Source organism: Pseudomonas extremorientalis (assembly GCF_024584605.1).
GTDB classification, from domain to species: Bacteria; Pseudomonadota; Gammaproteobacteria; order Pseudomonadales; family Pseudomonadaceae; genus Aquipseudomonas; species Aquipseudomonas extremorientalis.
The window spans coordinates 1776581-1795834 of the sequence record NZ_CP089519.1 but is presented as its reverse complement, the minus strand read 5'-3'; the positions used below and the strand labels follow the sequence as shown (position 1 = coordinate 1795834).

The following is a 19254-nucleotide window of genomic DNA, read 5'->3' as shown; positions in this document are numbered from 1 at the left end:
ATCGCCATGCCCCTGACGTCGTCGCTGACCAAACCCCTGGCCCCTTCGTGGGCCAATCGCTTTAAAGAGCAGAGCCTTGAGCGCGGGCGGCGTTATGCCCTGGAGAACCGGGTGCGCATCGTCGAATCCGGCGACAGCACCATCATCGCCAGTTGCGAAGGCTCAGGCGGCAACGTCTACCGGCAGACCATTTCGCTGCGCGAATCGGCCAAAGGCACGTTGATCCTGGTGGACAGCCGCTGCACTTGCCCGGTGCGCACCAACTGCAAACACATCGCGGCGGTATTGCTCAAGGTCCAGGAAACCCTGGCCTTCCCCGCTGCCGCCCAGGACCCAGAACTGCTGGAAAAACTCCAGGCAGTCCTGGAAAACCGCGCGGTGTTGCCGCAGGTGGTCATGGAGGATGTGGTGCCGGTGCCGCGCCTGTGGATGGCCAGCGTGGAGTTCAGCGCGTTCGAACCACGCAACGGCAAGATGCAGCGCTATATCCAGCACCGGGCGGCGCTGTCGTTCAACTATTTGGGCAACTATGTCAGCGGGCAGAAAAACACTGACATCATCGTGCGCCAGGACACCCAGAGCCTGCGCATCAAGCGCCATCCCGAGCTGGAACAGCCGTACCGCGAGCGACTGCGCCTGCTGGGCTTCAAGATCGCTACGCGCCAGAGCAAGGCCCTGCCTGAGAGCGCCGGGGAACTGTTTGAGATGGTCAATGACAGTGCCTGGCTGACCTTCACCCTCAATGCCACGCCGACCTTGCGGGCCGAAGGCTGGGAGCTGCTGATCGATGATGATTTCGGCTTCGACCTGAGCGCTGTCGATGACTGGTACGCCACGGTAGATGAAGGGCCGGAGCGTGATTGGTTCGATCTGGAGCTGGGGATCATCGTCAACGGCGAGCGACTGAGCCTGTTGCCGATCCTGCTGAACCTGATGCGCTCCCACACCGAGATCCTCAACCCGGAGAAGCTGGCGCGGCGTCGCGATGATGAGCTGATCCTGGTGAATATCCCTGGCCTGCCCAATGGCCACGGCCCCATACAAGTGGCGCTGCCCTATGGCCGACTGAAACCGGTGCTGGCCACCCTTGGTGAGTTTTATCTACAGGAAGCCGGCACCACCACACTGCGCCTGGCCAAGGCTGATGCAATCCGCCTTAACCCGCTGGAAGACCTGCCGCTGCAATGGGAAGGTGGCGAGAAGATCCGCAACTTCGCCCAACGCCTGCGGGACATCAAGGACTTCACCTGCGTGGCGCCCGAAGGGCTGAACGCGACCCTGCGTCCGTACCAACTGGAAGGCTTGAGCTGGATGCAGTCGCTGCGCCAGCTTGATGTGGGCGGGATACTTGCGGATGACATGGGCCTGGGCAAGACCCTCCAGACCCTGGCGCATATTCTCAGTGAAAAGAACGCCGGGCGCCTGGATCGCCCCTGCATGGTGGTGATGCCCACCAGCCTGATTCCCAACTGGCTGGACGAAGCGGCGCACTTCACGCCGCAACTCAAAGTGGTGGCGTTGTATGGCGCAGCCCGCAAGAAACATTTCGCGAACCTGCAGGACTATGACCTGCTGCTGACCACCTATGCACTGCTACCCAAGGACATCGACCAGCTCAAGGCCCTGCCCCTGCATGTACTGATCCTCGATGAAGCCCAGTACATCAAGAACCCTTCCAGCAAGGCGGCCCAGGCGGCACGCGAACTGAATGCGCGGCAGCGCCTGTGCCTGAGCGGTACGCCACTGGAAAACCACCTGGGTGAGCTGTGGTCGTTGTTCCACTTCCTGCTGCCGGGCTGGCTGGGTGACGTAAAAAGCTTCAACCGCGATTACCGCGTGCCCATCGAAAAGCGCGCCAGCGACGTACGACTGCAGCACCTCAACGGTCGGATCAAACCCTTCCTGTTGCGCCGCACCAAAGAACAAGTGGCCACGGAGCTGCCGCCCAAGACCGAGATCATCCACTGGGTCGACCTCAACGAGGCCCAGCGTGACGTGTACGAAACCATGCGCCTGGCCATGGACAAGAAGGTCCGCGACGAGATCACCCGCAAGGGCGTGGCACGCAGCCAGATCATCATTCTTGAGGCGCTGCTCAAGCTGCGCCAGGTGTGCTGCGACCTGCGCCTGGTCAACGACGCCACCCTGCCCGCCCGCGGCAGCAGCTCGGGCAAGCTCGATAGCTTGATGGAAATGCTTGAGGAGTTGTTTGAGGAAGGTCGGCGGATCCTGCTGTTTTCCCAGTTCACCTCAATGTTGAGCCTGATCGAAGTCGAGCTGAAAAAGCGCGGTGTTGCCTACGCCTTGTTGACCGGCCAGACGCGGGACCGGCGCACGCCGGTGAAGGATTTCCAGAGCGGCAAACTACAGATTTTCCTGATCAGCCTGAAGGCCGGCGGTGTGGGCTTGAACCTGACCGAAGCCGACACGGTGATCCATTACGACCCCTGGTGGAACCCGGCGACGGAGAACCAGGCGACTGACCGTGCGTATCGCATCGGCCAGGAGAAGCCGGTGTTCGTCTACAAGATGATTGCCCGGGGCACGGTGGAGGAAAAAATCCAGCACCTGCAAAAGGAAAAGTCCGACCTGGCGGCAGGTGTGCTGGATGGCCGTACGACCGGGGATTGGCAGTTGGGCAACGAGGATATAGAAGCGCTGTTTGCGCCGTTGCCCAACAAACAGGAAAAGCGCTGACAGCTCGATCGCCATCGGGGGCAAGCCCCCTCCCACATGACAACTGCGGTCAAATGTGGGAGGGGGCTTGCCCCCGATGGGCTCGACGCAGTGTTCAGCCGATCAGCTGAGCATCCCGCAACGCAGTCAGCGCCGCCAACCAACGCGGATCCTGCTTGTAATCGGTCGAAGCAACCGCCTGCCCACGCATGCGCGCAATGCGCACCGATGGCGTGACCTTCATGCGCTGCGCCGCACTCAGTGCCAACTCAGCCGCCGCGCGATCGTTGCACACCAGTCCCATGTCGCAACCGGCCGTCAACGCGGCCTCGATGCGGCTGGCAGCATCACCGACCACATGCGCCCCCGCCATGGACAGGTCATCGCTGAAAATCACCCCATCGAACTGCAACTCGCCGCGCAGGATGTCCTGCAACCAGCGGCGCGAGAAGCCGGCTGGCTGGGTGTCGACTTGCGGGTAGATGACGTGCGCGGGCATCACAGCCGCCAGTTGCTTACTCAGGCGTGCGAAAGGCACCAAGTCATTGGCGCGAATCTGTTCCAGGCTACGCTCATCATTGGGAATGGCGACGTGGGAATCGGCCTCGGCCCAACCGTGACCGGGGAAGTGCTTACCGGTGGCGGCCATGCCGGCGCTGTTCATCCCACGGATGAATGCACCCGCCAGCACGGCGGCCCGCTCGGGGTCGCCTTCGAAGGAACGGGTGCCGACCACCGCGCTGCGCTGATAATCCAGGTCCAGCACCGGGGCGAAGCTCAGGTCCAGGCCCACGGCCAGTACTTCGGTGGCCATGATCCAGCCGCACTGCTCGGCCAGGTACTCTGCATTCGGGTTATCCGCCAAGGCACGCATGGCCGGCAGGCGCACAAAGCCCTGACGCAGGCGCTGTACGCGACCGCCTTCCTGGTCGACCGCCAGTAGCAGGTCTGGGCGCACGGCACGAATCGCCGCACTCAACTCGCGTACCTGGCGTGGGTGCTCGATATTGCGCGCAAAAATGATCAGGCCACCCACCTCAGGCTGGCGCAGCAGGTGGCGATCCTCGGCCGTGAGCCAAGTGCCGGCAACGTCGACCATCAAAGAACCTTGCAGGGCAGCAGTCATAAACCTTCCTTATAAAACGCACACAACCCGTTGCCCCCACCAGGCACAGTGAGCACAACAGGTTGCGAGTAAATAGCTGAATTCGGCATGGGCCGCTAGCTTAGCGGATGCAGGCGGCTGCGCACACCCGGGTGGCTCAAACCTTGGCGGGGCTTGGCGCGGATTTGCTGCGCGGGCGTAATTGGGCGGCAGCCATCGTCGGGTCGGTCACACCGGTTTCAGCACGCATACCGGCGGCCAGGAACGGCACCATCAGGCGCATGACCTGTTCAATAGAGGTGTTGACGCCGAAATCAGTCTCGGCAATCGCCCGCAGCGCCTTGATCCCCGACATGCTGAACGCCGCAGCTCCGAGCATGAAGTGCACGCGCCAGAACAGTTCAATCGGTGGAATACGCGGAGCGGCCTCGTTGACCAGCAACATATAGCGACGAAATACCTTGCCGTACATGTCCTCCAGATAGCGCCGCAAGTGACCCTGGCTCTGGCTGAACGCCAGGCCGAGCAGGCGCATGAAGATCGACAGGTCGTTGCCGCTGCGCGGTTGAACCACCAATGCTTGTTCAACGAGGATTTCCAGCAGCTCTTCGAGTGTCGGCTTGTGGTCGGTCTTGCCCTGGCGACGCTCGAGTTCACGGTCGAGACTGGCGCAGAACGGCCCCAGGAAGCGCGAGAACACCGCCTGGATCAGGGCTTTTTTCGAGCCGAAATGATAGTTCACTGCAGCGAGGTTGACGCCAGCCTTGCTGGTGATCAGCCGCAATGAAGTTTCAGCAAATCCTTTTTCCGCGAACAATTGCTCGGCAGCATCGAGAATGCGTTCAACGGTTTCCGACTGGGCCATGGCTACTCCGCCTGACAAACACTTGTTTGAAACATACGTTTCAGGGTGTGTCTTGTCAAGCCTGCGAGTTCGCTTTCCGGCCGGGCAGTCATGTATTTCATCGCTATTTAATCACATCTCTATTGATCTGTAGGCAGCGCTATCTCGGGCCTGTGGGAAGGATCGGGGATGACCGTCCAGCGGAGGGCTGGAAAAGGATGATTGCCAAGCGCAGTTCACTGTATATAATCCCAGTCACTGTATAAAAAGACAGAGCGATCAACATGCTAAAACTGACGCCACGCCAAGCTGAGATTCTGGCTTTTATCAAGCGCTGCCTCGATGACAACGGCTACCCGCCGACACGAGCAGAGATTGCGCTGGAACTGGGTTTCAAGTCCCCCAACGCCGCCGAGGAACACCTCAAGGCCCTCGCTCGCAAAGGCGCGATCGAGATGACCCCCGGTGCCTCACGCGGTATTCGCATCCCTGGCTTCGAGGCCAAGGCCGACGAATCGACCCTGCCGATCATCGGCCGCGTCGCCGCCGGTGCGCCGATCCTGGCGCAGCAGCACGTCGAGGAGTCCTGCAACATCAACCCTACCTTCTTCCATCCGCGCGCCGACTACCTGTTGCGGGTCCATGGCATGAGCATGAAGGACGTGGGCATCTTCGACGGCGACCTGTTGGCCGTCCACACCACCCGCGAAGCCCGTAATGGCCAGATCGTCGTTGCCCGTATCGGCGACGAAGTCACCGTCAAACGCTTCAAGCGCGAAGGCAGCAAGGTCTGGCTCCTGGCCGAGAACCCCGAGTTCGCCCCGATTGAAGTGAACCTGAAAGATCAGGACCTGGTGATCGAAGGCTTGAGCGTCGGCGTCATTCGCCGCTAAAGGAGGCATCATGCAGCTCGTCCACACCCCACAACACACACAACTGTCGCTGTTCGAGGCCTTCATGGCCCAACCCCTTGCGCCCATCCTCAAGGAAACGATCGAAGCGCCCTGGAGCGCGGAGCCTGAGGCGTTCAGTGAATTGTCGTTGCGCGGTGCAGCGGGGAGCTGCCTGAGCCTGCTGGCGCCGATCCTTCGCGAATTGAGCGAAGAGCAGGACGCCCGCTGGCTGACGCTGATCGCCCCGCCCGCTAGCCTGACCCAGGCCTGGCTACGGGACGCCGGCCTCAACCGCGAGCGCATCCTGCTGCTGCAACCACGCGGTACGCAAAGTGCCCAGCAGTTGACCTGCGAAGCCTTGCGCCTGGGTCGTAGCCATACGGTAGTGAGCTGGTTGAACCCGCTGAATGCCAGCGCCAAGCAGCAACTGATCAGCGCTGCACGTACGGGCGATGCCCAGAGTTTGAATATTCGATTGGGCTGAAATCACAGGCCTTGCCTGTGATATGCGAGCTTCTGTTGTGAGCGGGCTTCTGTGGCGAGCCCGCTCACTGCAGAAGCCAACTCACCACAACAAACTCGGTCATTGTAAAAACCGACCTGTCATCTGGGCTCAATGAAGAACCCGCGGCCCGTCTTCTTTCTCCGGTTCGCCTTCTGCCAGGCGACCTGCCATCTGCACACCCACGCTCAACATGGCTTTAGCCACTTCCACGTGCTGGCCCTGCAAGAACACCTTGGCATCCTCGGAAAAATCCAGAATGACCAGAGAACCTTCGTCCTCTGCCCGGCGCAGCTCGATTCGGCCGTCAGGCAATTCAACAATTTCCAGAAAGGACGTCGGCATAAAAGTCTGTTCTCCACGAAAGGCCGGGATTATATCAGTCATCCACCCAGCCTCGCAGAGGATCTGAACAGGTTTCTTGACAGCTTGATGAATGGTCGCCGCCCAATTCCTACAGGATGATCAACATTCGTTAAGGCCTTCACGAAAGCGCAGCGCCATCTTTTTCAATTCCTGGCGCCAGCCTTCCAGCTCTTCCCGGCTCAACGGCTTGGGCTCTTCCTCTTCCACTGCAACCGCCACGATCAGCGGCTGGGTCACATCCCCCTTGGGCACATGGGGAATGCGCGGCGGCTGGAACATATCGGCATGCGCCTTGAGCAGGCGGGCAACCCAACTGTCGGGGCTTTGCGCCATTTCCACCAGCTCAGCCAGCTCAGGAATCGCCATGGAGTCCAGCACTTCGCGATTCATGATCATTTCCGCACGGGGCGAACCGGCCTGGGGCAGGCGGTAAAACCCGGCGATTTCATGACACAGGCCCAGCAAGGCGCCATACAGGTGGAACAACGCCGCTTCACGCCCCGCCTGGACCAGCGCAATGGCATTCATCTCTTTCCCTTCCTCGGCACGGCCAAGGGCTTCCAGGGACAAACCCGCGAAGTAAATTTTCTGATTGGTACGGGTATAGAGTTCGTAGGCCATGACGGCAATCTCCACAACGAATAAACGTGATGCTGGCTGAACAGTGTCACGGATCAGCCGAGCCTACTGCAAGTGCAATAAACCGCCGCTTATGCGGGTCAAAAGTCGACTTTCAGAACCAAACAGACCCAAATGAGGGAGGGGGCAAGCACCCTCCCTCATTTGGGTCTTCAGCACATCCGCCGGATCAAGCGCCCTGGCGCTTATCCTCGACCTTCCACTTGCCGCCGTCATAGAACGCTTTCCAGCCAGTCGGCTTGCCGTCCACTTCGGACTGCACGTACTGCTCCTTGGTCTTGCGGCTGTAGCGGATCACGGCTGGACGACCATCCGGGTCCTTCTTCGGCGCTTCGCACAGGAAGTGGTACTTCGGATCGATCTCATCCTTGTGCGGCACGATTTCCAGCACCAGCGGCGCACGGGTCTCGCGGTTCTTAGGGAACTGACTGGCGGCCAGGAACAACCCCGAAGCACCGTCACGCAGGATGTAGGTGTCGTTGACCTTCTCGCACTTGAGCTCCGGCATCTTCACCGGGTCCATCTTCGGCGGCGCCGCATCACCGCTTTTCAGCAGCTTGCGGGTGTTCTTGCAGGTCGGATTGGTACAGCCGAAGAACTTGCCGAAACGGCCGGTCTTGAGCTGCATCTCGCTGCCGCACTTGTCACATTCCAGGCTCGGACCTTCATAGCCCTTGATGCGATAGGTGCCCTCTTCAATCTCGTAGCCATTGCAATCCGGGTTGTTACCGCAGATGTGCAGCTTGTGTTTCTCGTCAAGCAGGTAGGCGTCCATCGCCGTACTGCAGATCGGGCAGCGGTGCTTGCCACGCAGTACCAACGACTCGGACTCGCCCTCGTCATCGGCCGCGATTTCGTCACCCGGCACCAGGTTGACGGTGGCCTTGCAGCGCTCTTTCGGCGGCAGGCTGTAGCCCGAGCAACCGAGGAACACGCCAGTGGACGCAGTACGAATCTGCATCGGCCGACCACAGGTCTGGCACGGAATGTCGGTCATCACCGGCTGGTTGGCACGCATGCCACTCTCAGGGCTTTCGGCCACTTCGAGTTTCTTCTTGAAGTCGCCGTAGAACTCGTCCAGCACGTTTTTCCAGTCACGCTCGCCCTGGGCCACGTCATCGAGGTTCTCTTCCATGCCGGCGGTGAAGCCGTAGTCCATCAGGTTGGAGAAGCTCTCGGACAGGCGCTCGGTGACGATGTCGCCCATCTTTTCCGAATAGAAACGACGGTTGTGCAGCGCCACGTAGCCGCGGTCCTGGATGGTGGAGATGATCGCCGCGTAGGTCGAAGGCCGACCGATGCCGCGTTTTTCCATCTCTTTGACCAGGCTGGCCTCGGAGTAGCGCGCCGGCGGCTTGGTAAAGTGCTGGGACGGGTCGAGCTTGATCAGCTTCAGCGTATCGCCCTGGGCCATGTCCGGCAGCACGTCATCATCGCCCGGCTTGGCGATCTGCGGCATCACACGGGTATAGCCGTCGAACTTGAGGATACGGCCCTTGGCACGCAGCTCGAAGTCGCCAGCGCCCACACTCACGGTGGTGGACAGGTATTGCGCCGGCAGCATCTGGCAGGCCAGGAACTGGCGCCAGATCAGCTCGTAGAGGCGCTCGGCGTCGCGCTCCATGCCGCTCAGCTTGGCGGGCGTGGTGTTGGCGTCGGAAGGACGAATCGCTTCGTGAGCCTCCTGTGCGCCTTCCTTGCTGCTGTAGACGTTCGGCTTCTCCGGCAGGTACTTCTTGCCGAATTCGCTTTCGATATACGTACGCGCCATGGCGACCGCGTCCACCGACAGGTTGGTGGAGTCGGTACGCATATACGTGATGTAGCCGGCTTCGTACAAGCGCTGGGCCATCATCATGGTCTTCTTCACACCGAAGCCCAGGCGGTTGCTCGCGGCCTGTTGCAGGGTGGAAGTAATAAACGGCGCCGACGGCTTGCTGCTGGTCGGTTTGTCTTCACGCTTGACGATGCTGTAGCTGGACGCCTTGAGCTTTTCCAGCGCGGCCATGGCCTGGGCTTCGTTCAGCGGCTTGAAAGCCTCGCCTTTCTCACGGGCCACTTCAAAGCGCACGTTGGCGCCCTTGGCGGTGCCGAGGTCTGCGTGGACTTCCCAATATTCTTCGGGGATGAACGCACGGATCTCGCGCTCACGCTCCACCACCAGCTTCACCGCAACCGATTGCACACGACCGGCAGACAGGCCACGAGCAATCTTCGCCCACAGCAGCGGCGAGACCATGTAACCCACCACGCGATCGAGGAAGCGACGCGCCTGCTGGGCGTTGACCCGGTCGATGTCCAGTTCGCCCGGCTTGGAGAAGGCTTCCTGGATAGCTTTCTTGGTGATTTCGTTGAACACCACGCGCTTGTAGCGGCTGTCATCACCGCCGATGGCTTCCCGCAGGTGCCAGGCAATGGCTTCCCCTTCGCGGTCCAAGTCCGTCGCGAGATAGATGGTGTCGGCATCCTTGGCGAGCCGGCGCAGCTCTTCGATGACCTTTTCCTTGCCGGGAAGGATTTCGTACTTGGCCTTCCAGCCATGTTCCGGGTCCACCCCCATACGCGAGACCAGCTGCTTGCGCGCTTTCTCTTTAGGGCTGAGCACCGGACCTTCGCCCGCAGCCGCCTTGCCGCGCTTGGCGGCTGGCTCCTTGCTGGCGCTAGCCGAACCGCTGGTGGGCAGGTCTCGGATATGGCCGATACTCGACTTCACCACGTACTCGTTGCCCAAGTACTTGTTGATGGTCTTGGCCTTAGCCGGGGATTCCACAATGACCAGCGATTTGCCCATGGATCGGAAAATTCCTGAATTCGAGAAGTGAAAGGCAGTTGGCGCCTGTCGCGGCAACGCTATATATAGTGGCAACAAGGTGAGGTCAAGCGCAGCAGTCTGCGCGACCTGCCGTTATTGCCCTGAAAAAAGACTGGGTTCGGCCTGGACCAAAGCAAAGCGCGGGACCTGCTCGCCGTCAACTTCGACGGTCTCCATGAACATGCTCAACGGGCGCACCCAAAAGCCGTAATCGCCATACAGAGCTTGATAGAACACCACTTCTTCTGCGGTCTCGGAGTGGCGCGCCACACTGAAAACACGGTACTGCGGACCTTTATAATGTTGATAGAGCCCTGGTTCGACTTTCATGCTCTGGCCCTCTTACAAAATTTGTTGAAAAAAAATATTAAAAATTCCAAAAAACAAAAAACCGGGGCACTGGGCCCCGGCTTCCGTCACCCCAACGCTTAGACGCGTTCGAAGACGGTGGAAATGCCTTGGCCGAGGCCAATGCACATGGTTGCAACCCCGAGGTTGCCGCCATTTTGCTTCATCACGTTAAGCAAAGTGCCAGAAATCCGCGCACCGGAGCAACCAAATGGGTGGCCCAGGGCAATCGCGCCGCCGTGCAGGTTAACCTTCTCATTCATCTTGTCGAGTACTTTCAAATCTTTCAGCACCGGCAGGGCCTGTGCGGCGAAAGCTTCGTTGAGCTCGAAGAAGTCGATGTCGTTGATGGTCAGGCCCGCGCGCTGCAAGGCTTTTTGTGTGGCCGGTACTGGACCATAGCCCATGATTGCCGGGTCCACACCCGCCACCGCCATCGAACGGATCACGGCCAGCGGCTGGATACCCAGGTCCTGGGCACGCTGCGCCGACATCACGATCATGCATGAGGCACCGTCCGTGATTTGCGACGAGGTACCGGCTGTCACGGTACCGCCCTTTGGATTGAAGGCCGGCTTGAGCGCCGCCAGGCTTTCCAGGGTGGTGTCCGGACGAATGGTTTCGTCGTAGTCGAACAGTTTGAGGAAACCGTTCTCGTCGTAGCCGTTCATCGGGATGATTTCATCCTTGAACTTGCCTTCCACGGTCGCCTTGTGGGCCAACTGGTGGGAGCGCAGGCCGAACGCGTCCTGGGCTTCGCGGGTAATGCCGTGCATTTTGCCGAGCATTTCCGCGGTCAGGCCCATCATGCCCGAGGCTTTTGCCGCGTACAGCGACATGTGCGGGTTAGGGTCGACGCCGTGCATCATGCTGACGTGGCCCATGTGCTCCACGCCACCGACTACGAACACATCACCGTTGCCGGTCATGATCGCCTGGGCGGCGGTGTGCAGCGCGCTCATCGACGAACCGCACAGGCGGCTGACGGTCTGGCCGGCAGCAGTATGCGGGATCTGGGTCATCAACGACGCCATGCGCGCGATGTTCCAGCCCTGCTCCAGGGTCTGGTTGACGCAGCCCCAGATCACGTCCTCGACTTCGTTCGGGTCGACCTTGACGTTGCGTTCCAGCAATTTGCTGATCAGGTGCGCCGACATGTCTTCGGCACGGGTGTTGCGGTGCATGCCGCCCTTGGAGCGGCCCATCGGTGTGCGACCGAAGTCGACAATCACCACGTCTCTTGGATTCAAGCTCATAAATATTCTCGCTCTAGTCGTCTGGGCGCTTAACCGAAGAAGCTCTGGCCGTTCTTGGCCATTTCACGCAGCTTCGCGGTCGGGTGGTACAGCGGGCCCAGATCAGCGTATTTGTCAGCCAGGGCAACGAACTCGGCCACACCGATGGAATCGATGTAGCGCAGTGCACCACCACGGAATGGAGGGAAACCAATACCGTACACCAGGCCCATATCGGCTTCGGCGGCGGTTTCTACGATACCGTCTTCCAGGCAACGCACGGTTTCCAGGCACAGGGCGATCATCATCCAATTGATGATGTCTTCGTCGGACACCTCACGCTGCTCGTAGATGACCGGTGCCAGCACTTCGTGCACGGACGGGTCGGCCACTTTCTTCTGCTTGCCCTTCTTGTCCGCCTCGTAGGCGTAGAAGCCCTTGCCGTTCTTCTGGCCCAGGCGCTTGGCCTCGTACAGCGCGTCGATCGCCGAGCGGCGGTCGTCTTTCATGCGGTCCGGGAAGCCTTCAGCCATCACGTCGCGGCCGTGGTGGCCGGTGTCGATGCCGACCACGTCCATCAGGTACGCCGGGCCCATCGGCCAACCGAATTTTTCCATGACCTTGTCAATGCGCACGAAGTCCACGCCAGCGCTGACCAACTTGGCGAAACCACCGAAGTACGGGAACAGCACGCGGTTGACCAGGAAGCCCGGGCAGTCATTGACTACGATCGGGTTCTTGCCCATTTTCTTGGCGTAGGCAACGGTAGTGGCCACGGCCAGCTCGCTGGACTTCTCGCCACGGATCACTTCCACCAGCGGCATCATGTGCACCGGGTTGAAGAAGTGCATGCCGACGAAGTTTTCCGGACGCTTGAGGGCCTTGGCCAGCAGCGAGATGGAAATGGTCGAAGTGTTGGACGCCAGGATAGTGTCGTCCTTGACCTGGGCTTCCACTTCAGCCAGTACGGCTTGCTTGACCTTCGGGTTCTCGACCACCGCTTCGACCACCAGGTCGACATGGCCGAAATCACCGTAGGACAGCGTAGGACGAATGCCGTTGAGCACTTCAGCCATCTTCGCTGCGGTCATGCGACCTTTGTCCACACGACCGACCAGCAGCTTGGCGGCTTCCGCCAGACCTTGTTCGATGCCGTGCTCGTTGATGTCTTTCATCAGGATCGGCGTGCCTTTGGACGCCGACTGATAGGCGATACCGCCGCCCATGATACCGGCGCCGAGTACGGCAGCCTGTTTCACGTCGCGGGCGATTTCGTCGTAGGCCTTGGCCTTTTTCTTCAGTTCCTGATCGTTCAGGAACAGGCCGATCAGGCTCTGGGCCGCCGAGGTTTTCGCCAGTTTGACGAAGCCCGCCGCTTCCACTTCCAGGGCCTTGTCGCGCCCGAAGTTCGCGGCTTTCTGGATGGTCTTGATCGCTTCAACCGGCGCTGGGTAGTTCGGGCCGGCCTGGCCAGCCACGAAACCCTTGGCGGTTTCGAACGACATCATCTGTTCGATGGCGTTGAGCTTGAGTTTTTCCAGTTTCGGCTGACGCTTGGCCTTGTAGTCAAACTCGCCGCTGATGGCGCCCTTGATCAGGTTCAGTGCGGCTTCGGCCAGCTTGTCCGGAGCGACAACTGCGTCGACGGCACCGACTTTCAGGGCGTCTTCAGCCTTGTTTTCCTTACCGGCGGCGATCCACTCGATGGCATTGTCGGCACCGATCAGGCGCGGCAAACGTACGGTGCCGCCAAAACCTGGGTAGATGCCCAGCTTGACTTCGGGCAGGCCGATCTTGGCAGTGGCGGACATGACGCGGAAGTCTGCCGCCAGGCACATTTCCAGGCCGCCGCCCAACGCGATGCCGTTGATGGCAGCGACGGTCGGTACGTTGAGGTCTTCGAAATCGCTGAAAATCTTGTTGGCTTCGAGGTTGCCAGCCACCAGCTCGGCATCGGGCAGCTTGAAGTTGTCGACGAATTCGGTGATGTCAGCGCCGACGATGAACACGTCCTTGCCGCTGGAAACGATCACGCCCTTGACCGAAGCATCTGCTTTGATGGTGTCTACGGCCTGACGCAATTCATTCAGGGTTAGACGGTTGAACTTGTTGACGGACTCACCCTTGAGGTCGAATTTCAGTTCGACGATGCCACTTTCAAGAGCCTTAACCGTGATGGCTTTACCTTCGTAAATCATCAACTGATCTCCACGATATGGAAGCTGAACAGTACACATTGGACGCTGGCCTATGGGTTGGACATTGATGAAATCGTCAATGTTCACGCCAATCCGCCAGGCACACCCGCCAATGCGATAGTCGGGATTCTGTATGAGTCGTCTGACAGACAAACGCTCAATTCATACGCCCGTTTGATTTGGGTACGCCACCTTCATCCAATTCCGGGCAATTGTCAATCGCTCCAAAGGCTAGGAAAAACGCGACTTTCCAGTCAGTTCAGAACCTCACGCCCACGCCCGCGCATTATCAATATTTGAATATTCACGAAATCAATAATAGAAAAGATGTGGGAAAAGGCTGTACAGAATGAGATATGCGACTAGGCTAGCCGCAACCAACGATTTACCGGCCTGCCTGGCCAACTCCAGCCCGATGATGACTGTCGGGCTTTTTATTGCCTGCGATTCAGGCCAACGCCTTGAGCAGCGCATCGATATCCTTCAACACGCTCGCCTCGCCCTTCTCGCCCCAATACAAGGCGATCATCTGCTTGTCTGCCTCGACCTTGTAGACGTTGGCCGGCAGCGTCGCAAAATGCGGCAACAACTTTTCATCGACGCACACTTCGCGCCATTGATTGACCCACACACCTGGATCCAACTGCCAATAACACCATATCGCCGGCGTGCTGCCGCGTCGTGGCCGACAGTACTGCGCGCAAGGGCTCGGCGGCTCCTGCTTGAGCCAGTGCGGCCACTCCTGGGGCGCCAATTGCATGGCCAGGCCGATACGGCGCGCCTCCATGCGCAGGGCCATGCGCCCGCTCTGGTGGCGCGACGGGCGCAACCATGCCAGGGGGCTCAGCAGCACCACAAGGATTGACACCACTATCCAGACCGTCATATGTGTACTCCCGAATTTACAGATGAGCGGATTTGATCTGACGCAACCCCATCCGCTTGAAAGCAGCCATACTGAATCTATTGCAGTCCCCCTGGAGGAACGCCTCATGCCCTACCAACATATTCTGGTCGCTGTCGATCTGACCGAAGAGTGCGATCCAGTGATCAAGCGCGCGCAGGAATCTGCGTTGGCCAATGGTGCGGTGCTGTCGCTGGTGCATATCGTCGAGCCCATGGCCATGGCCTTTGGCGGTGACGTTCCGATGGACCTCTCCCAGTTGCAGCAACAACAATTCGACCAGGCCAAGGAGCGTCTGGACCGCTTGATTCTCAAGTACCCGCACCTGAAAAAGGAAGACTGCCACCTGACCTACGGCCAACCGCGCCAGGAAATCCACCACCTGGCCAAGGAAAAAGGTTGTGATCTGATCGTGGTCGGCAGCCATGGCCGTCATGGGCTCGCATTGCTGCTAGGCTCCACGGCCAACGATGTACTGCATGGTGCGCCATGCGATGTGCTGGCGGTGAAGCTGCTCAAAAGCTCGTAAGACCAGGAGGGGGCTTGCCCCCTCCCACATTTTGAATCGCATTTCATATGAAAAACCCGGTGTTCATCCAAATGAACACCGGGTTTTTCAATGCATTTGAATCAATCAGGCATCCAACTCAGCCCAACGCTCGACCAACACTTCCAGCTCCTGGTTCAGTTTCTCCAGGGAAGCGATGACCTCGGCGGTTTCCGCCGCCGGACGCAGGTAGAACCCCGCGTCAGCCATTTGCGCTTCTACCGCGGCAATCTGCTGTTCCTTGGCGTCGATATCACCCGGCAAGGCTTCCAGCTCACGCTGCAGCTTGTAGCTGAGTTTCTTCTTGGCCGCCGGCGCAGCGTCCTGGGCCGGTGCAGCAGCAGCGACCACCGGGGTCACGACGGCGGAGGTCAAGTCGGCTTTGCCGGACTTGCTCTCGGTCACGCCCAGCAATCGCGGGGAACCGCCCTGGCGCAGCCAGTCCTGGTAACCACCGACGTATTCACGCACCTTGCCCTCACCTTCGAAGACCAGGGTGCTGGTGACCACGTTGTCGAGGAATGCCCGGTCGTGGCTCACCATCAGCACGGTGCCGTTGAAGGTCAGCAGCACTTCTTCCAACAGCTCGAGGGTTTCCACGTCGAGGTCGTTGGTCGGTTCGTCGAGGACCAGCAGGTTGGCCGGCTTGCTGAACAGCTTGGCCAGCAGCAGGCGCGCACGCTCACCACCGGACAAGGCTTTCACCGGGGTACGCGCACGCTGCGGGCTGAACAGGAAGTCGCCCAGGTAGCTGAGCACGTGACGGCTCTGGCCGTCGATATCGATAAAGTCGCGGCCTTCGGCGACGTTGTCGATCACGGTCTTTTCCAGGTCCAACTGATGGCGCAACTGGTCGAAGTAGGCCACGTCGATCCGCGTGCCCTCCTCCACTTTACCGCTGGTCGGCTGCAGGCCGTTGAGCATCAGCTTGAGCAAGGTGGTCTTGCCGGTGCCGTTGGCACCCAGCAGGCCGATACGGTCACCGCGCTGCAGGACCATGGAAAAGTCCTTGATCAGGAACGGGCCGTCCGGGTGATGGAAGCTGACGTTCTCCAGCACCATCACCTGCTTGCCCGACTTGTCGGCGGTGTCCAGCTGGATATTGGCCTTGCCGGTACGCTCGCGACGCTCGCTGCGCTCAACACGCAGGGCTTTAAGGGCGCGTACGCGGCCTTCGTTACGGGTGCGGCGGGCCTTGATGCCCTGGCGGATCCAGACTTCTTCCTGGGCCAGTTTCTTGTCGAACAGCGCGTTGGCGGTTTCTTCGGCGGCCAGCGCGGCTTCCTTGTGCACCAGGAAGCTGGCGTAGTCGCCGTTCCAGTCGATCAGGCCGCCACGGTCCAGTTCCAGGATGCGCGTTGCCAGGTTCTGCAGGAAGGAACGGTCGTGCGTGATGAACAGCACGGCGCCCTGGAATTCCTTGAGGGCTTCTTCCAGCCAGGCAATCGCGCCGATGTCCAAGTGGTTGGTCGGTTCGTCGAGCAGCAGCAGGTCCGGCTCGGACACCAACGCCTGGGCCAGCAGCACGCGACGACGCCAGCCGCCGGACAACTCGGCGAGGGTCTTGTCCGCCGGCAGTTGCAGGCGACTCAGGGTACTGTCGACCAACTGCTGCAAGCGCCAGCCATCACGAGCTTCCAGATCTTGCTGGACGTGCATCAGCTTGTTCAGGTCATCTTCGGTGACACAGTTCTGTGCCAGGTGATGGTATTCGGCGAGCAGTGCGCCAACGCCGTCGAGGCCTTCGGCAACCACGTCGAACACTGTCCGTCCGTCGGCCACCGGCAATTCTTGCGGCAATTCGCCGATCTTGAGGCCCGGCGCGCGCCATACGGAGCCGTCATCGGGCTTCTGATCGCCCTTGACCAGCTTCATCATGCTGGATTTGCCTGTGCCGTTGCGGCCGATGATGCACACCCGCTCACCACGGGCGATCTGCCAGGACACCTTGTCCAACAACGGCATGGCGCCGAAAGCAAGGGACACATCGCTGAATTTGAGCAGGGTCATACGCTTCTCCAAAAACTGGGCGCGCATTCTACCTGAGTTAGGGGCTGAGGCGGCCGGGATTTTCTCAGTCGACATACTCTGAGAGACATTTCCGAGGAACTTGAACGAAGCGGCGGTGAAAGCTTTCATCGGCGTCAGGCAAAAGGCTAAGCTAGGGGCAATCAGTGTCGGCGGCGCCGGCACTTGTCCAGATTCCTCTGCACGGACGTCTCATGCGCAGTCGCCTTTTCAACTTTTTATCTTGTCTGCTTCTTTCCGCCACCGCCGTCCAATCCGCCCAGGCCGTGGACCTCACCACCCAACGTCAATATTACGATGAAGCCAAACGCGCCCTGGCCAAGGGCGATACCGGCCCGTACATGCAATACAGCCAGGCCTTGGCCGACTACCCGCTGACGCCCTACCTGGCCTACGACGAACTGACCGCCCGCCTGAAAACCGCGAGCAACCAGGAAATCGAGCAATTCCTCGCCAAAAACGGCGACCTGCCCCAGGCCAACTGGATGAAACTGCGCTGGTTGCGCTGGTTGGCCGAGCGCGGCGACTGGCAGACCTTTGAAAAGTACTACGACTCCAAGCTCAATTTCGTCGAACTGGACTGCCTGCACGGCCAGTACCAGCTCACCCATAATCTGAAGGCCGAAGGCTACAAGACCGCCGAAAAACTCTGGATGACCGGCAAGTCTCAACCGGCTGCCTGCGATGTCACCTTTGGCCAATGGGCGGCTGACGGCCAACTCACCGAACAGAAGATCTGGGACCGCGCCAAGCTCGCCGCCGAAGCACGCAACTACGCGCTGGCCAACAGCCTGGTAAAAACCCTGCGCACGCTGGGCCCTCAAGGCCGCCTGATGGTCGACGTGGCGCAAAAGCCGGACATGCTCAGTGACCCATCGCGCTTCTTGCCGGCCACCGAGGCCATGTCTGACGCCGTGGGCCTGGGCCTGCGTCGCCTGGCACGCCAGGATCCGGACAAGGCCATGGCCCTGCTCGATGGCTACGCCAGCAGCATGCACTTCTCCCGTGACGAAAAAGTGTCGATCGCCCGGGAAATCGGTCTCACCCTGGCCAAGCGCTATGACCCGCGCGCGCTGGAGGTGATGACCAAGTACGATCCCGAGTTGCGCGACAACACTGTGTCCGAGTGGCGCCTGCGCCTGCTGCTGCGCCTGGCCCGCTGGGAAGACGCCTACCAGTTGACCCGCAAACTGCCACAAGACCTGGCCACCACCAACCGCTGGCGCTACTGGCAGGCCCGCAGCCTGGAACTGGCCGAGCCGAAGAACCCGCAAGCGCTGGTCCTGTACAAGCACCTGGCGCAGGAGCGTGACTTCTATGGGTTCCTGGCCGCTGATCGCTCCAAGGCGCCGTACCAGTTGAAGAACAAACCGTTGCTGATGAGCCAGGCGCTGGTCAACAAGGTGCGCAATACCCCGGGCGTGCGCCGTGCACTGGAGTTCTACGCACGTGGCCAGGTGGTGGATGGCCGCCGTGAGTGGTACCACGTCAGCCGTCACTTCAACCGTGACGAAATGGTCGCCCAGGCCAAGCTGGCCTACGACATGAAGTGGTACTTCCCGGCCATCCGCACCATCAGCCAGGCGCAGTACTGGGACGACCTGGACATCCGCTTCCCGATGGCCCACCGCGATACCCTGGTGCGTGAAGCCAAGGTGCGCGGCCTGCATTCCAGCTGGGTGTTCGCAATCACTCGCCAGGAAAGCGCCTTCATGGACGACGCCCGCTCCGGCGTCGGCGCCAGCGGCCTGATGCAACTGATGCCCGGCACCGCCAAGGAAACCGCACGCAAGTTCAGCATCCCCCTGGCCTCCCCGGCCCAGGTGCTGGACCCGGATAAAAACATCCAGCTCGGCGCCGCCTACCTGAGCCAGGTGCACAGCCAGTTCAACGGCAACCGCGTGCTCGCCTCCGCCGCCTACAACGCCGGACCGGGTCGCGTACGCCAGTGGCTGCGCGGCGCCGATCACCTGAGTTTCGATGTGTGGGTGGAGAGCATCCCGTTCGACGAAACCCGTCAGTATGTGCAGAACGTGCTGTCTTATTCGGTGATCTACGGGCAGAAGCTCAACTCACCGCAACCGCTGGTGGATTGGCATGAGCGGTATTTCGATGATCAGTGACACCATCGCCTGAGGAGTGAGCGGGCATTTGTGG

General features: G+C 60.3%; 15 protein-coding genes. 5 read left to right on the top strand and 10 right to left on the bottom strand.

All coding sequences use genetic code 11. The features are described from left to right. Positions 1-6: 6 nt before the first annotated feature. The gene (locus LUU92_RS07990; protein WP_257103387.1) at positions 7-2697 is read left to right on the top strand and encodes a DEAD/DEAH box helicase; all 2691 of its coding nucleotides are present in this window, start codon (positions 7-9) and stop codon (positions 2695-2697) included. Positions 2698-2791: 94 nt separating this feature from the next. Here the strand turns inward: LUU92_RS07990 and nagZ are convergent, their stop codons facing one another. Continuing rightward, positions 2792-3802, bottom strand: coding sequence for a beta-N-acetylhexosaminidase (nagZ, locus tag LUU92_RS07985; protein WP_257103386.1), 1011 nt, complete (start codon positions 3800-3802; stop codon positions 2792-2794). A 136-nt stretch (positions 3803-3938) separates the two neighbouring features. Beyond that, positions 3939-4646 (bottom strand): TetR/AcrR family transcriptional regulator, encoded by a 708-nt coding sequence (locus LUU92_RS07980; protein ID WP_071489011.1) that lies wholly within the window; start codon positions 4644-4646, stop codon positions 3939-3941. A 263-nt stretch (positions 4647-4909) separates the two neighbouring features. Between LUU92_RS07980 and lexA the strand changes: the two genes are divergently transcribed. After that, positions 4910-5518 (top strand): transcriptional repressor LexA, encoded by a 609-nt coding sequence (lexA, locus tag LUU92_RS07975; protein WP_003172575.1) that lies wholly within the window; start codon positions 4910-4912, stop codon positions 5516-5518. Positions 5519-5528: 10 nt separating this feature from the next. Further along, positions 5529-6002 (top strand): SOS-induced cell division inhibitor SulA, encoded by a 474-nt coding sequence (gene sulA / locus LUU92_RS07970; RefSeq protein WP_071489010.1) that lies wholly within the window; start codon positions 5529-5531, stop codon positions 6000-6002. Between the two features lie 129 nt (positions 6003-6131). On the opposite strand, the gene LUU92_RS07965 is transcribed toward sulA, so the two are convergent. The 7 genes from LUU92_RS07965 to LUU92_RS07935 all read right to left on the bottom strand — a co-directional run bounded on the left by LUU92_RS07965 (position 6132) and on the right by LUU92_RS07935 (position 14504). After that, the gene (locus LUU92_RS07965; protein ID WP_010212068.1) at positions 6132-6365 is read right to left on the bottom strand and encodes a hypothetical protein; all 234 of its coding nucleotides are present in this window, start codon (positions 6363-6365) and stop codon (positions 6132-6134) included. A 120-nt stretch (positions 6366-6485) separates the two neighbouring features. Beyond that, on the bottom strand, positions 6486-7007 hold the full coding sequence (locus LUU92_RS07960; RefSeq protein WP_071489009.1) for a DUF6586 family protein: 522 nt from the start codon (positions 7005-7007) through the stop codon (positions 6486-6488). Between the two features lie 187 nt (positions 7008-7194). After that, on the bottom strand, positions 7195-9816 hold the full coding sequence (gene topA / locus LUU92_RS07955) for a type I DNA topoisomerase (RefSeq protein WP_257103385.1): 2622 nt from the start codon (positions 9814-9816) through the stop codon (positions 7195-7197). A gap of 114 nt (positions 9817-9930) precedes the next feature. Next, on the bottom strand, positions 9931-10167 hold the full coding sequence (locus LUU92_RS07950; protein ID WP_071489007.1) for a DUF1653 domain-containing protein: 237 nt from the start codon (positions 10165-10167) through the stop codon (positions 9931-9933). Between the two features lie 98 nt (positions 10168-10265). After that, positions 10266-11441: an acetyl-CoA C-acyltransferase FadA gene (gene fadA, locus LUU92_RS07945; RefSeq protein ID WP_257103384.1), complete on the bottom strand. Its 1176-nt coding sequence runs from the start codon at positions 11439-11441 to the stop codon at positions 10266-10268. Positions 11442-11470: 29 nt separating this feature from the next. Next, entirely contained in the window at positions 11471-13618 is a 2148-nt protein-coding gene (gene fadB, locus LUU92_RS07940) for a fatty acid oxidation complex subunit alpha FadB (protein WP_034102543.1), read from the bottom strand. A gap of 448 nt (positions 13619-14066) precedes the next feature. Beyond that, positions 14067-14504, bottom strand: coding sequence for a hypothetical protein (locus LUU92_RS07935; protein WP_071489006.1), 438 nt, complete (start codon positions 14502-14504; stop codon positions 14067-14069). A 106-nt stretch (positions 14505-14610) separates the two neighbouring features. Here LUU92_RS07935 and LUU92_RS07930 point away from each other — a divergent pair, with 106 nt between their 5' ends. Next, the gene (locus LUU92_RS07930; protein ID WP_092247369.1) at positions 14611-15051 is read left to right on the top strand and encodes a universal stress protein; all 441 of its coding nucleotides are present in this window, start codon (positions 14611-14613) and stop codon (positions 15049-15051) included. 105 nt (positions 15052-15156) lie between these two features. Here the strand turns inward: LUU92_RS07930 and LUU92_RS07925 are convergent, their stop codons facing one another. Then, positions 15157-17079: an ATP-binding cassette domain-containing protein gene (locus LUU92_RS07925; RefSeq protein WP_071489004.1), complete on the bottom strand. Its 1923-nt coding sequence runs from the start codon at positions 17077-17079 to the stop codon at positions 15157-15159. 212 nt (positions 17080-17291) lie between these two features. Between LUU92_RS07925 and LUU92_RS07920 the strand changes: the two genes are divergently transcribed. Continuing rightward, the gene (locus tag LUU92_RS07920) at positions 17292-19220 is read left to right on the top strand and encodes a transglycosylase SLT domain-containing protein (RefSeq protein ID WP_071489003.1); all 1929 of its coding nucleotides are present in this window, start codon (positions 17292-17294) and stop codon (positions 19218-19220) included. Positions 19221-19254 lie beyond the last annotated feature (34 nt).

What these genes read in the sequence shown, in the direction of transcription:
- topA (WP_257103385.1), bottom strand. Translation starts at nt 9,816, where the DNA reads ATGGGCAAATCGCTGGTCATTGTGGAATCCCCGGCTAAGGCCAAGACC.
- LUU92_RS07965 (WP_010212068.1), bottom strand. Translation starts at nt 6,365, where the DNA reads ATGCCGACGTCCTTTCTGGAAATTGTTGAATTGCCTGACGGCCGAATC.
- LUU92_RS07990 (WP_257103387.1), top strand. Translation starts at nt 7, where the DNA reads ATGCCCCTGACGTCGTCGCTGACCAAACCCCTGGCCCCTTCGTGGGCC.
- sulA (WP_071489010.1), top strand. Translation starts at nt 5,529, where the DNA reads ATGCAGCTCGTCCACACCCCACAACACACACAACTGTCGCTGTTCGAG.
- LUU92_RS07980 (WP_071489011.1), bottom strand. Translation starts at nt 4,646, where the DNA reads ATGGCCCAGTCGGAAACCGTTGAACGCATTCTCGATGCTGCCGAGCAA.
- fadB (WP_034102543.1), bottom strand. Translation starts at nt 13,618, where the DNA reads ATGATTTACGAAGGTAAAGCCATCACGGTTAAGGCTCTTGAAAGTGGC.
- nagZ (WP_257103386.1), bottom strand. Translation starts at nt 3,802, where the DNA reads ATGACTGCTGCCCTGCAAGGTTCTTTGATGGTCGACGTTGCCGGCACT.
- LUU92_RS07930 (WP_092247369.1), top strand. Translation starts at nt 14,611, where the DNA reads ATGCCCTACCAACATATTCTGGTCGCTGTCGATCTGACCGAAGAGTGC.
- LUU92_RS07935 (WP_071489006.1), bottom strand. Translation starts at nt 14,504, where the DNA reads ATGACGGTCTGGATAGTGGTGTCAATCCTTGTGGTGCTGCTGAGCCCC.
- LUU92_RS07960 (WP_071489009.1), bottom strand. Translation starts at nt 7,007, where the DNA reads ATGGCCTACGAACTCTATACCCGTACCAATCAGAAAATTTACTTCGCG.
- fadA (WP_257103384.1), bottom strand. Translation starts at nt 11,441, where the DNA reads ATGAGCTTGAATCCAAGAGACGTGGTGATTGTCGACTTCGGTCGCACA.
- lexA (WP_003172575.1), top strand. Translation starts at nt 4,910, where the DNA reads ATGCTAAAACTGACGCCACGCCAAGCTGAGATTCTGGCTTTTATCAAG.
- LUU92_RS07920 (WP_071489003.1), top strand. Translation starts at nt 17,292, where the DNA reads ATGCGCAGTCGCCTTTTCAACTTTTTATCTTGTCTGCTTCTTTCCGCC.
- LUU92_RS07950 (WP_071489007.1), bottom strand. Translation starts at nt 10,167, where the DNA reads ATGAAAGTCGAACCAGGGCTCTATCAACATTATAAAGGTCCGCAGTAC.
- LUU92_RS07925 (WP_071489004.1), bottom strand. Translation starts at nt 17,079, where the DNA reads ATGACCCTGCTCAAATTCAGCGATGTGTCCCTTGCTTTCGGCGCCATG.